Annotated in this window: 10 protein-coding genes; 3 read left to right on the forward strand and 7 right to left on the reverse strand. The window is 50.8% G+C overall.

The window, feature by feature from the left end:
* Nucleotides 1-167: 167 nt before the first annotated feature.
* Entirely contained in the window at nucleotides 168-449 is a 282-nt protein-coding gene (locus AC5JO6_RS07820; RefSeq protein WP_496080492.1) for a hypothetical protein, read from the forward strand.
* A gap of 191 nt (nucleotides 450-640) precedes the next feature.
* The gene (locus AC5JO6_RS07825) at nucleotides 641-2,542 is read left to right on the forward strand and encodes an ABC transporter ATP-binding protein (protein WP_496080528.1); all 1,902 of its coding nucleotides are present in this window, start codon (nucleotides 641-643) and stop codon (nucleotides 2,540-2,542) included.
* Between the two features lie 114 nt (nucleotides 2,543-2,656).
* On the opposite strand, the gene AC5JO6_RS07830 is transcribed toward AC5JO6_RS07825, so the two are convergent.
* The 7 genes from AC5JO6_RS07830 to AC5JO6_RS07860 form a co-directional block, all read right to left on the reverse strand.
* On the reverse strand, nucleotides 2,657-3,886 hold the full coding sequence (locus AC5JO6_RS07830) for a DUF4336 domain-containing protein (RefSeq protein WP_496080493.1): 1,230 nt from the start codon (nucleotides 3,884-3,886) through the stop codon (nucleotides 2,657-2,659).
* A gap of 301 nt (nucleotides 3,887-4,187) precedes the next feature.
* Nucleotides 4,188-4,466, reverse strand: coding sequence for a BrnA antitoxin family protein (locus AC5JO6_RS07835; RefSeq protein ID WP_496080494.1), 279 nt, complete (start codon nucleotides 4,464-4,466; stop codon nucleotides 4,188-4,190).
* Nucleotides 4,429-4,704 (reverse strand): BrnT family toxin, encoded by a 276-nt coding sequence (locus tag AC5JO6_RS07840; RefSeq protein WP_496080495.1) that lies wholly within the window; start codon nucleotides 4,702-4,704, stop codon nucleotides 4,429-4,431. Before AC5JO6_RS07840 ends, AC5JO6_RS07835 begins: the two co-directional genes overlap by 38 nt.
* A gap of 160 nt (nucleotides 4,705-4,864) precedes the next feature.
* Nucleotides 4,865-6,139, reverse strand: a complete 1,275-nt coding sequence (gene bioA, locus AC5JO6_RS07845) for an adenosylmethionine--8-amino-7-oxononanoate transaminase (protein ID WP_496080496.1) — start codon at nucleotides 6,137-6,139, stop codon at nucleotides 4,865-4,867.
* A 109-nt stretch (nucleotides 6,140-6,248) separates the two neighbouring features.
* Entirely contained in the window at nucleotides 6,249-6,959 is a 711-nt protein-coding gene (locus AC5JO6_RS07850; RefSeq protein ID WP_496080497.1) for a hypothetical protein, read from the reverse strand.
* A gap of 100 nt (nucleotides 6,960-7,059) precedes the next feature.
* Nucleotides 7,060-7,317, reverse strand: a complete 258-nt coding sequence (locus AC5JO6_RS07855) for a hypothetical protein (RefSeq protein ID WP_496080498.1) — start codon at nucleotides 7,315-7,317, stop codon at nucleotides 7,060-7,062.
* Nucleotides 7,318-7,398: 81 nt separating this feature from the next.
* Nucleotides 7,399-10,416: a PAS domain S-box protein gene (locus AC5JO6_RS07860; protein ID WP_496080499.1), complete on the reverse strand. Its 3,018-nt coding sequence runs from the start codon at nucleotides 10,414-10,416 to the stop codon at nucleotides 7,399-7,401.
* A gap of 692 nt (nucleotides 10,417-11,108) precedes the next feature.
* On the opposite strand from AC5JO6_RS07860, the gene AC5JO6_RS07865 reads away from it, so the two are divergent.
* Nucleotides 11,109-12,734, forward strand: coding sequence for a methyltransferase domain-containing protein (locus AC5JO6_RS07865; RefSeq protein WP_496080500.1), 1,626 nt, complete (start codon nucleotides 11,109-11,111; stop codon nucleotides 12,732-12,734).
* The last annotated feature ends 28 nt before the right edge of the window (nucleotides 12,735-12,762 follow it).

Here is a 12,762-nt window from a genome sequence, read left to right on the forward strand (position 1 = left end):
TAAGGGGACGCAATCTACTTTCACAACTGCAAACAGTATTGATTGCTACAAAACTCCTTTTGCTTTGGTATGTCTTTAGATAGACTTTTCTTATCTCAGGCATAGGGGTGAGGGAGTGATGTTTCAATTGTGGGTACTCTAGTGACTATCACTTCATTAAAGCGCTCATGGATTCTGCCCAGTACCCGTTTGGGAAGATGCATTACTTCTCCAGAATGGCTGACCATGCAAAATGGCAACGGCAGGAGAGTAAGCGCCACATTCTGCGATCGCAGTTGGGTTTCACGGATGTGACACCGTCTCGCCCCAAGCCCTGTGTTGGGTGCGCTAACTATCATGGAGTTGCGTATGGCTACAGCCGCGAAGCGAGAACGACGCTTATTTGTGGGTTCCATCCTTACGGTTGGCAAAGCAGTAGTACCTGTCCCGATTGGTGTGGCGCTCATTGAGCCAAGAAGTTAGCTAGAGTGGTTGGCAGCTTATCTGCATCTACCCTTTTGCTGCGAGGTCTGTTTTGGCTCGGCTCACGTCACGTCTCTTTTCAAAACGCTCGACCATCTCAAAGGAAACGAAAGCAGGTTTTCGCTCTTCGCGATCGACCCATGCATCTCAGGCGCAGCCTTCACAACAGGCTCACCCAATCAAACGTTTGCTGGACTATGGGCAGGGCTACCACAACCAGGTGCGTTGGGCGATCGCGTGCTCCATTTTAAACAAAGTCTTTGATCTGGCTCCCTCGGCGTTGATTGGGACGGCGATCGACATTGTGGTGCAGCAGCAAAATTCACTGTTCGGTCGTCTTGGCATTCAGGATCTGTTTACTCAATTGGTCATCCTGTCTCTGTTAACGTTTTGCATTTGGGGACTGGAATCAGCCTTTCAATATGCGTACGATCGTCTCTGGCGCAACCTGGCGCAAAACATCCAGCACAACTTACGGCTGGATGCGTATGACCACTTGCAGGAGTTAGAACTGGCATATTTTGAAGAACGCAGCACGGGCGGGCTGCTGTCGATTCTCAATGACGATATTAATCAGCTCGAGCGGTTTCTCAACGGTGGCGCAAACGACCTTTTGCAAGTCAGCACCACTGCCATTATTATCGGGAGCGTGTTTTTTATTCTGGCTCCCACCGTAGCATGGATGGCAGTGTTGCCCATGCCGCTGATCGTTTGGGGTTCAATCATCTTTCAACGCCGCCTCGCACCCCGCTATGCTGATATGCGCGAGAAGGTAAGCTTGCTCAATGGTCGGCTGTCAAACAACCTGAGCGGCATCACCACCATCAAAAGCTTTGCCACTGAAGCATACGAAACGGTACGCATCGCACATGACAGTGAGGCATATCGCCAGAGCAACCGACGCGCGATCGCCCTCAGCGCCGCCTTTATCCCATTGATTCGTATGCTCGTGCTGCTGGGCTTTTTGGCAACGCTGCTGTATGGCGGACAGTTAGCGATCGCAGGCAAGCTTTCGGTTGGCAGCTACAGCGTTTTGATCTTTCTGACTCAATCGTTGCTGTGGCCCCTAACACGTCTGGGCGAAACCTTTGATCTCTATCAGCGGGCAATGGCATCGACCAGGCGGGTGATGGATTTGTTGGATACGCCGATCGCGATTCATTCGGGGCATTTAGCGTTGGGAAGGAGCGGTCAGCAGTCAGCGGTCAAGCGGTCAGCGGTTAGCGATCAGCGGTCAGCGAATTCCTTCGGAGAAGCAAGCTACAGCGATCAGACATCAGAAACGGCTCCTTTACTAACAACCAAAAACCAAAAACTAACCACTGGTTCAACTCAAAACTCTGCGATTCAGGGCGACATTTATCTTCAGGACGTGACGTTTGCTTACACCGATCGCCAGCCTGTAATTGAACGGCTTTCGCTGCATATTCCTGCTGGGGAAACGACGGCGATCGTGGGTGCAACGGGATCGGGCAAAAGTACGTTGGTCAAATTGCTGCTGCGGCTCTATGAAGTGCAGTCAGGTACCATCACGTTGGATGGTGTTGAACTGCGAGACTTAGCGTTACAGGATTTGCGACGGGCGATCGGGTGGGTCAATCAGGATGTTTTTCTGTTTCATGGCACGGTGGCAGAAAACATTGCCTATGGCAGCTTTGATGCTACGTCAGCCGAAATTGTCACGGCGGCTGAAATTGCCGAAGCGCATGAGTTCATTCAACAACTGCCTCAGGGCTACGAGACGATCGTCGGTGAACGGGGGCAGAAGCTCTCTGGTGGGCAACGGCAGCGCCTGGCGATCGCCCGTGCCATTCTCAAAGATCCACCGATCTTGATTTTGGACGAAGCCACGTCTGCGGTAGATAACGAGACGGAGGCAGCGATTCAACGATCGCTGGAGCGGATTACCGTTGGACGAACGACGATCGCGATCGCCCATCGCCTGTCTACCGTCCGCAATGCCAACTGTATTTATGTCATGGAACAGGGCAAGATTGCCGAGTATGGACGGCACGAGGCGTTACTGCAACAGCAGGGCATTTATGCCAACCTCTGGCAAATCCAAACGGGGGCAAAGTAAAAGCATTTTTATTTGGACTTATGCAAACCTCGGAAGTTGAAACCAAGCATCAAGCATCGTCACCAATCTCGTTGCTTAAACCTTCGAGGTTTCAGTCAGAATGTGTCAGTCCTGTTATCGACTGACCTTATCTTTAGGTGGTGGTACGATGCCGAGTCGGTGAAGGCTTTTATCCAGGTCTCTGAGTAGCTTAAAGTCTTGTTCCGGCAAGGGCTTGCTGAGCGGCTCGGCATCGATCGCAGGAGTCTGTTCTAGAAACGCAAATGCCTGTCGGAACTGGTGCGGTTCTGCCTTGAGGGGTGCATCGAAATGGCAGGGAATAATTTGTTGAAATGCCCAGCTTGCTACTTTGTCAGCCCAGTCGAGCGTTTCCTGTGGAGCGCGGTTGAGAATCAGGGTTTGCAGAATGGGCGCGACAAAGAGCCGTCCATCACCCTGTAATGACGTGAACGATCGCAGCCAATCGCTTTCCCATAAAAAGGGGAACAGCCCGAAGTAGGCTTTTTTGGAGCGATCGGCTGCTTTCATGGCATTGCCGATCGTCTGCCCAAAGCTAACAACTGACAAGGCGCTGGGTCGAAAGTAGAGCGTAAACAGTACAATGCGCTGCCAGCCCTTACAGCGGTTGGCAAAAGTGTCTTCAATGACCTGCGATGGCTCATCTTTGGCGTGGAACAGTAACGGGTAGGGATCAAGCTGGACGATCGCCGAGGGCACCGCTGGTACTGCAAGCACGGTATCGGTAACGAGCAAGGTGTGCGATCGAATGTGAAAAAACGCCACCTCTTCAAACTGCCCTGGACCAAGAGCGATCGGACCCAGAATAGCGTAGTCGAACTCAGCGGCGAAGGGGGTTTTGCTACTGTCATCCGGCAGTACATGCGTCCGCTTTCCTGGTAAGCCAAGCCAACTGAGCGGCAGATTGAGCGGAAAGCTCCACTGGTTTGGGGCAACAAAGATCTGTGCATGAGGAAACCGTCTAGCGAAAGGACCCACAAAAACCTTGTGCTCAACCCCCGAGATGGTTGGCAAAATGACGTACTTCACCTCGCCATGCTCTGCGACCAATTCGTTCACCAGTCGGAGACATTCTGGCGTTGGCGCAACAGGTGCGTAGACCAGCAGTCCGCCTGTGTCGAGCTTCACAACGGTCATGCGAATGGGCACGACAACATAGAAGATGCCCTGGATTTGATCAAACGTCCAGATCGTTCCTTTTACGACTTCTGTACGGAGTGTCCGCCGCTGACTGTACGGATAGAGCGGTACAGTATGCCAGAAATGCCACGCCCAGTCACTGGCATCATTGCTCTTTTCTCGTCTGTCGATCGCGGTTTTTTCCACGCCACGATGCCTCCCATCCCAATGCTCACACCGTTGTGATTTATAGCCCTAATCATATAGGTCAGGACGGGGTGCAGGGGTTTCACCCCCTTTGATCCCAATGTCCTAACTTTTATGGCGACAGCTATACTGAACGCAGTCTAAAAGTTTAGCAAATGGTTAAGCGGCTCTAGAGGTGAACGGCTCAAATCATCGGCGGCAAGCAACCTCGAACTCCACACCAGCAGCTTTCTACCGTCCGCTGCATTTGAATTGTTATGCCACCGCAATCCATCACCTGCAAACGCAACACCAACTAGACCTATTGTTGATGCGCTTCCATATAAGCTCGTAGCAATTGATTGATCTGAGTTTGATAACCCCGTCCTTGAGACTTAAACCACTCTAATACATCGCTATCGATGCGGAGTGTAACTTGAGCCTTGGCTTTTGTAACTGGTAAACCCCGCCGCACTACCGCCTTTGCAAACATTTCTGGTGTAATCTCTGGACAGTCTGACAAATCAATATCTTCATCGCTCATCGCGTCCAATCGTTGCCAATCAGTTTGAGAGTTGCTCGAAGTAGATTCGTTGTTCATATTTTGTCGCTTTTCTTGCAGAAATAATACGGGTACAATCCTCACGCTCTGCATGGACAACAGCAATGACTCGCCCTTGCAACAAACCGAACGTAACAAAACGCTGCTCCCTATAGCTGTAGCGATCGTCCTTGACCGTTAGAATATCGCCATCAAACACGGTTGGAACATCGGTAAAATCGATTCCGTGTTTACGAAGATTAGCAACACGTTTTGCTTCATCCCATTCGTATCCCATGACTAAACGACAGCCACAATAACCAATTGTAGTTACAAATCGTCGTTACAGCTACCCATGCTCAGCAAGTTTAATTTTGAATACCCTGCAAGCAACTTCAAGCTACTGTCCCAACCAAGGACTCACGGCATAACGATCGCCCGCCCTTACTAGAATTAATTTAAATCTCATCAAGAAGCGTGTGCAGACCACGATACACAAAGGCTAATTCGTCGTCGGTAATGCAGTAAGGCGGCATGAGATACAGCACATTGCCCAGGGGACGGAGGAGCAAGCCCAGCGCGATCGCCCGTTTGCGAATGTCGAGGGTTAGATGATTGAGATAGCCCGGTTGGTCAGTGACCAGATCCATCGCTGCGATCGTCCCTGTCACGCGTATATTTGTTAAGCGGGGATGATCGGTTAATGCTGTCAGATGCTCTCTGTGCTTGGCTTCCATCTGCTGAAACGCCGCTTCATGCTCGACCATCAGTTCTAGCGATGCCAGCCCTGCGGCACAACCCAATGGATTCGCAGCATAGCTGTGCCCGTGATAAAGCGTTTGCAGCGGATCGTCACTGTAAAACGCAGTGTAAATCGCCTCTGAGCAAACCGTTGCAGCTAACGGCAGAAAGCCGCCCGTGATACCTTTCGATAAGCAAATAATGTCGGGTTTGACATTGGCTTTGATGCAGGCGAACCAGTCACCCGTGCGCCCAAACCCCGTCATGACTTCATCAAAAATCAACAGCGTATTGTGTGCATGGGCAAGCTGCTGTAGCTGCTGTAGAAACGGCGATCGCCCCATCCGCATCCCATACGCTCCCTGTACAAGCGGTTCAATGATAATGCCTGCATACCGATCGGGCTGCTGCGTTAGCTGTTTTTCCAGCGTGTCGAGAACGGTTTGCTCGGTTGCGGCTGCGATCGCGTCATCGGAGTGCGCGATCGGGTACGGCACACACTCGACATCAAAGAGTAGAGGGGCAAAGGCATGGGAGAAGAGCGATCGTGCCCCCACTGCCATCGCGCCAAACGTATCGCCATGATACGCGCCCTCAAATGCCAGAAACGTAGACCGTGCCTGTCCCTGATTCGTCCAATACTGATACGCCATCTTCAGCGCCACTTCTACCGCTGTTGAGCCGTTGTCGGAGTAAAATACGCGGGTTAGATTGGTTGGTAGCCTGCGAACTAAGCGCTCTGCCAGTTGCTCTGCTGGATCATGAGTAAAGCCAGCAAAGATAACATGCTCCAACTGTTGGGCTTGCTGAGCGATCGCTGCCGCAATTTTAGGATGGGCATGACCATGAAGGTTGACCCACCAGCTCGAAATGCAGTCGAGAATGCGTTCACCTCTTTCCAACTCCAGCCAAACTCCCTTCGCCGCTTTCACTTTGAGCGGTTCCGGTGCCGTTTTTGCTTGCGTGTAAGGATACCAAAGGTTTGGATGCATGATGTCACTGGTGAATTTTTGCCGACCGCTGTAGCTTGCTTCTCCGAAGGAGTTCGCTGACTACTTGACCACTGACCGCTGACCGCTGACCGCTGACCGTCACAGCCACTTAGTTCTGACCACTTGAACAAGCAGCAATATTGCGGTTCACGCCTGTTGGACCATTCGGCACCCAACCGACGCGAGAAGCGCCTGTGCTACTCCTATATTTGATACGAATCCATCGTCTGCCGCCAGCATCCTCAAGGTCTGTAGCTCCACCAGGAAACCGTACGATCGCTCCCTTCGTGGGACCATCCGTTTGATTGGAGCTGCCTATGTACTGAAAGTCGCCGTTAGCCGTATTCCGTGCCACCAACCCAGTGCTGAGATCGCCATAATCTGAGCCGTCCACTTCAGGGCTTCGCAACCGACGACAATAGCGAGGACTCGTGTCAATGTCACCAGGTAGCGTTCCATCGGGCGGAGCACCGCAGTTTATGACCAGCGTGTTGGTTGCGACCCATCCTAATTGAGGGGCTTTAATTTGTACAACACCAGCCCCAAAAATGCCAGTCAGGGTGATGCTAGAGTTTGCTGAGACGGTGCCGATCGCGTCATTCAGCGCTGAGTTTTTGTAGATAGTGATCGCGGCTGCCGTACCGCGACAAGTATCAATCTGGTCAACCCGTTCAGTCAACGTGGGAGTGTTTTGCGCTAGTTGCAGTGGTGCGATCGGTAACAGTATTGCAGCGCTTGAATAACGCTCCTTTGCCAGCCCTACATTTTCGATCGCTACGCCAGCAGTCACTAACAGGGCACCCATCACGGTAAGGTGCATTGAACTAATCTTGAACAACATGCATTGCTGTGCCTGAGTGAAATAGACAGCAGTCTGACTGTTATCTTACGGCATTGCAGCCACCAAAAAAGCTTTGAAGTCAGCCTGCAAGCAGTGCTGTATGGCAATCTCCTCTTTGAATGATGAGCATGATGCCAGTATGAGCAGTCAGCCAAAAAGCCGATCGCTGACCGCTGACCGCTGACCGCTGACTGCTGACCGCTGACCGCTGACCGCTGACTGCTGACCGCTGACCACTAAATGCTTGAGCCTCACTCACTAATGATTGAGGACTGCCACAGTTTCTTTCGCGTGCTTTTAGTGTCAGGCGATCGATCGTTTTTTGCTTCATCGCCATCGTATTGACGCTATTCAATGTTGACGATCAGGGATTGTGCCTGAGCTAGAGTCGCTCTTCGCTTTTATACCTGGCTTCCAGCTAATCGTGCTGCGTTTGTGTTGCTTCCTGTCGCAGTTGTACTTGCTCAGGACTATGATTGAGCGTCGAAAGCTCAGCCACTCGCTGGTTTAAGGCAGCATTCACAGCTTGCATTGAGGCTTCGGCACGTTGACGTTCATACAGGGCTGCTTGTTGTGCTGTGGTGTCTTGCATTTGCGCGACGAAGTAGAGTGGTTGCTGATCGCGATCGCGTACCAGCGACACACTCAACAAACACCAGATTGTTTGTCCATTTTTGTGCTGATAGCGCTTTTCCAAATGGTAGTAAGCAATGTCTCCTGCCAGAAGCTTTTGGGCATATTCCAGCGTCACTGTTAAATCATCAGGATGCGTCAGTTCTGCAAACGTCAGCCTGAGCAGTTCTGCCTCGGTGTAGCCTAGCATCTGACACAGAGACGCATTGACCTGCAAGAATTGCCCTGCCGGAGAAGTCAGACACATACTGACGGCTGTCGTATCAAACGCGGTGCGGAATCGTTGTTCACTCTCGCGGAGGGCTTCTTCTGCCTGCTTGCGCTCTGTAATATCAAGCGTGGTACCCACCATACGGATGCACGTTCCTTGCTCATCAAAAAGCGGCATTCCTTGTACTTGAACAAACCGAATAGAGCCGTCAGGACGCACAATCCGCAGATCTTTTTCGTAGGCTTTACCGTCTGCGATCGCCTGTTCAGTGAGTGCCTTGAAGACAGCCAGGTCGTCAGGATGGATCAGTTGCAGGGTTTCAACAGGGCTGGGCAGCGGTTGTTTGGGATCAAGCCCATGAATCTGGAACAGTTCTTCTGACCACCAGGTCGTTTGCGCGATCGCATCACAGTCCCAACTACCAATGTGCGCTACTCGCTGAGCCTCACGCAATGCTGCTTCTGCCTGCTGGCGTTCGGCTTCCATACGCATTGTGCTACTCACGTCCACATCTACGGCTGTGGCAATCCAGGCGTTGAGCGAGGCATCCCACCGAGATGTGACGTAGCCAGAGATCCACCGCAACGTACCATCCTTATGCCGAAAGCGATATTGAGTCACAAAGGGCTGCTGCTCTTGCAAGAGTTTGGGGTTGACCACAACGACGCGTTCTAAATCCTCTGGTGGCACCCTGGTAAGCCAAAGTCTTTGATCAGCCATGAACTCGCTCGGTGTGTAGCCAAAAACCGTTTCACAGCCCTTTGACCAGTAATCGTAATACCACGTGCCATCGGGGAACACATGAATGCTGGTAATGGAAGCGATCGCGCTGTTAAGGACATCATTGAGCTTTGTCTCAGAGCGTTGCAGCGCCAGCTCGAGCTGTTTACGTAACGTCACGTCTCGGTAGATGCAGAGCAGGCGTGGCTGCCCTTCCAGCTCAATCGCTTCTGCCGAGACCAACACCGTTCGCAACTGCCCTTGCTTGGTGCGGTAATCGATTTCGACATCGTGGACGTGGTTTTGAGTTTGCAACGCCTGCTCAAAGCGAGCCACCTGCTCCAGGCTAACAACCAAATTAAGACTCAACGCGCTCTGCCCGATCGCCTCCTGACGCGTATAGCCACTGAACTCCACGAACCGATCATTCACGTCAATGTAGCGTCGTTCAGGTAGTGTGGTGATGCTAATCGCATCCGGGCTAGCACGAAAGACTTTTGTAAACTTTGCTTCCGACTCTTGCAGAGCCATGGTCACCTGATCAAAAGACTCCTGCAAATGCACAGTCATTTGATTAAAAGAGTGTGCTAACACCTCTAATTCGGCAACCTGGTGCTGACTGTCAATCGGATGAGACCACTTTCCTAATGCCAGTTCTCGGCTGGCGCGGCTAAGCCGTAGAATGGGTCTGGCAATCCATGAGGAGGTCAACCAGCCAACAATCACTGCGGCTGTCAAGGCTCCAGCACATAACAGCAGTGTCAGGCGATGATTGCTGTCGATCGCGTCGATAAAATCGGACTCTGGCACTACGACCACTGCTAACCAGTCTAGATCCTCGTCACGACCTAAAGGCTCAATGTGTACAAAGTAGCGCTGGCTGTCAACCTCAAAGCTAAACTGCTGCGTCGTTTGGATGCGATCGAACCCTCCAAACCGCTCTACAACAGAAAGCGCTGCCCGCTCAGTGAGAAAATCGTGGCTTTTAACAGCGCTCAAGCGTTGGTAGAACACCGGAGGCTGTGTGCTGCCGACTGCGGCGACTAGTTGCTCTTTCGTGAATGCATCGTTCGTGAGTCTACGCTGACGAAACGGGCGATCGCCATTGGAATTAGCAACGAGCAAACCACTCTGCTCGACGATAAACGCCTGCCCTGTCTTAGCAATCTTTAACCCCCTGAGAGCGCTGCCCAGGTTAGACAGTGAAACCGAAGATGCCAGGACACCCTGAAAGCTATTGGCGCGATCGTAGAGCGGCTGCACGTTAACCGCTGTTAGCATTGGCTGACCTCCCGCTGTCATGCCTTCAGCCAAACGCCAAAGCGGTTTTTGGGTTAACTTTGCTGCCGCATACCACGAGTCTAACCTTGAGTGCTCCTGTCCGAGAATACCAACTGGGGGCGGCGTATACGTAGTAGAGCTGTTGGTTAGGTAACGGTTAAGAACGTCATCGCTGGCTTGCGTTTGCACTCGGACAGCAATTGAGCCATCCCGCTGCTTTTCTACCGCGAACAGCTTTTGATGTTCATCGGCGATGGCGATGGCATTCACACCGTCAAAGCTCTTGAGCTGCTGCTCAAACAAACGTTGCAGCAACCGACGATCGCGGCTGTGCAAAAGACCAAGCTGCATGGCTGCTGCAGCGTTACGGGTCATTTCGGCAGGCACACGCAGGTCACGCACTATGTTTTGCTCAATGCGGTTACCAACCTCCGCCGCTAATTGTTCGGCAAGATTGCTCACAATCTGCTGCCCATTGCGGTAGGAAAGATAGCCAGCCAGCCCGACTGCCGTTAAAACTTGTATCGCAAACGGCACCACTAGCACAGCAAGCAGTGGAATCTTTCGACTAGAACGACGAGGAAAAGACATTGTTGGAGGGCGCAATTTTTTAAGCGACTATCGCTTATCCAAAACTTATTCCAAAATTACTCGATTAGCCACATCGCACTAAACACAGCCGCCTCATAGGTTAACCTAACGCACCTAACTCAAGAATCAGTTCAGCCAGAATGCTGATACTCGATCGCGAGCAAGTCACAGCGGCACACTTTGTCTTTTAGGTGCCACGTTGCCAGTATCCTGAATCAGTCAGACCGAATGCTCAGGTAGTGGGTAGAAAGCAAGCGTCCTTGCAGTTTCTCTCATCACTATTACCTACAACTGAGGCATCTGACAACAGGGTTGCGCCAGTCTTGATTGTTGGTTCTCAAGAGAGTTTTATGAGCAGGGCAACGCACACAGGGGTTGATTTAGCTGACAGTTTAAGGATAATGTCATGTCTGGATAGTTGTTGCGTAGGATTTACATAGACGGTGAAGGTCTTCAGAGTCTACGTCATAGGCTGAAGACTTACCAGTTTTTTGAGCAAAGGCTCTTGGCTCACAACAAGCTTGTGCTTAAAAAACCTACATTCTTCACTAACGCCTCGCTGGAATAGATTCCTGTCTGAAGAGTTCGTATTGAGTATTCGCATATTGTAGTTAATCGTTTGAAACGTTCGATCTCGTAATATGTGCAGATTCAGGACTCAAGTCCACAGAGAGGATTGAGAGATTAAACCAATGCAAGATTTTCATTACTACCTGAAACCTCATCCTCATGACCCGCACTATCTTGCCCGCTCTACCATTGTTACTGCGTTGTCAGCCCTAGTTCCGACTGTCAAAGGGCGCATGGTCGATTTGGGGAGCGGTCTTTCTCGTGGCTACGAGGGTTTGTTTAAAACTCACGTGAGTGAATACCTCTGTATTGATTGGCAATACGCAGAAAATGTCGATATTTGTGCAGATTGCTACAACATACCGCTGCCTGATACATCAGTTGATACGATTCTGTCCACTCAAATGCTGGAGCATTTAGTTACCCCTGAACGTATGCTTCAAGAAGCCTACAGGCTTCTGAAGCCTGGCGGCAATTTAATCGTAACAGCACCAATGGTCTGGGGTTTACATGAAGAACCCGTTGACTTCTATCGGTACACAGAATACGGATTACGCTATCTATTAGAACATTCTGGATATGTTGACATTAACATTCAGCCATTAGAGGGGCTATTTGCCGTTCTGTTGCAAATGATTATTGACGAGTATTGCGCTGTTTGGCTAGCTAAAAACCAACGCGTTGCCGCTTATTTCATTGGAGCATTAAATCGAATTGCACTACGGCTCGATCGAGCATTGCCGACGCGGCGACTTTGTTTAACTTACATCGCTACAGCTACGAAACCAGGGAAAGCACCTCCCCCGTCTTTACCATCACAGAATATGAGCGAACCCACCCCCTTAGGCTCTGTCGAACCAACATCTCCTCTGTATAACCAAGCGTTTTTTGATTCGCTCTTAGAGGGTGCACGAGGTTCAGCAAGGCAAGTCATTCCGATGATCCTGGAGTGGCTTCAACCTCAGAGTGTGGTCGATGTGGGCTGTGGTCTCGGTGCATGGCTGGCTGTCTTTCGAGAGTTAGGCGTGCAAGATTATTTGGGTGTCGATGGTGACTATGTTGACCATCAGCAATTGCAAATCCCCGTGGATAGGTTTCTAGCACAGGATTTGACTCAGCCTCTTAAGCTCGATCGCAGGTTTGACTTAGCTGTATCTCTAGAAGTGGCAGAGCATCTGCCTGCTGAGTCGGCGAGTACTTTAATTGAATCCTTGGTCAGGTTAGCAGATGTGGTTTTATTTTCAGCAGCGGTGCCCTTTCAAGGAGGAACAGGACACCTGAACGAACAATGGACCAGCTACTGGGTGAAGCAGTTTGAGCAATGTGGCTATGTGGCGATCGATTGCCTGCGTCATCGCTTCTGGTCTAACGACGATGTTCAGCCCTGGTACATTCAAAACTCACTACTGTTTGTTAAGTCCGATCGACTTGAGCAGTATTCTCACTTACCAAAAGAAACGTTAGACAGTGCTAACTTTCCGCTGAACGTCGTACACCCTAAAGTCTATCAAAATAGCTTGGGTTACTACACAAAACCCCTAAAAAACCAAGTTGTACAGGTACAAGGTGAACTTGAGGTAACTCAAAACGTTCTCTTGGCGACGCAAAACGAGGTTGCGGCAGTACAAAATGCCCTCTTAACCGCGCAGAATGAGATTGCTGCGATGAAAACATCTAAATTTTGGCGCTTACGTACTTACTGGTTTCAATTCAAGCGACGATTTCTAAAAACTGGAGAAGCCTCTTAAATCATCAAGTTGAGTAGTCTTCAATCAT

It is taken from the genome of Tildeniella sp. (genome assembly GCF_059505325.1).

Coding starts and splice junctions, on each gene's coding strand:
- AC5JO6_RS07820 (WP_496080492.1), top strand. CDS start 168: ATGGATTCTGCCCAGTACCCGTTTGGGAAGATGCATTACTTCTCCAGA.
- AC5JO6_RS07835 (WP_496080494.1), bottom strand. CDS start 4,466: ATGAACAACGAATCTACTTCGAGCAACTCTCAAACTGATTGGCAACGA.
- AC5JO6_RS07840 (WP_496080495.1), bottom strand. CDS start 4,704: ATGGGATACGAATGGGATGAAGCAAAACGTGTTGCTAATCTTCGTAAA.
- bioA (WP_496080496.1), bottom strand. CDS start 6,139: ATGCATCCAAACCTTTGGTATCCTTACACGCAAGCAAAAACGGCACCG.
- AC5JO6_RS07850 (WP_496080497.1), bottom strand. CDS start 6,959: ATGCACCTTACCGTGATGGGTGCCCTGTTAGTGACTGCTGGCGTAGCG.
- AC5JO6_RS07855 (WP_496080498.1), bottom strand. CDS start 7,317: ATGGCGATGAAGCAAAAAACGATCGATCGCCTGACACTAAAAGCACGC.
- AC5JO6_RS07860 (WP_496080499.1), bottom strand. CDS start 10,416: ATGTCTTTTCCTCGTCGTTCTAGTCGAAAGATTCCACTGCTTGCTGTG.
- AC5JO6_RS07865 (WP_496080500.1), top strand. CDS start 11,109: ATGCAAGATTTTCATTACTACCTGAAACCTCATCCTCATGACCCGCAC.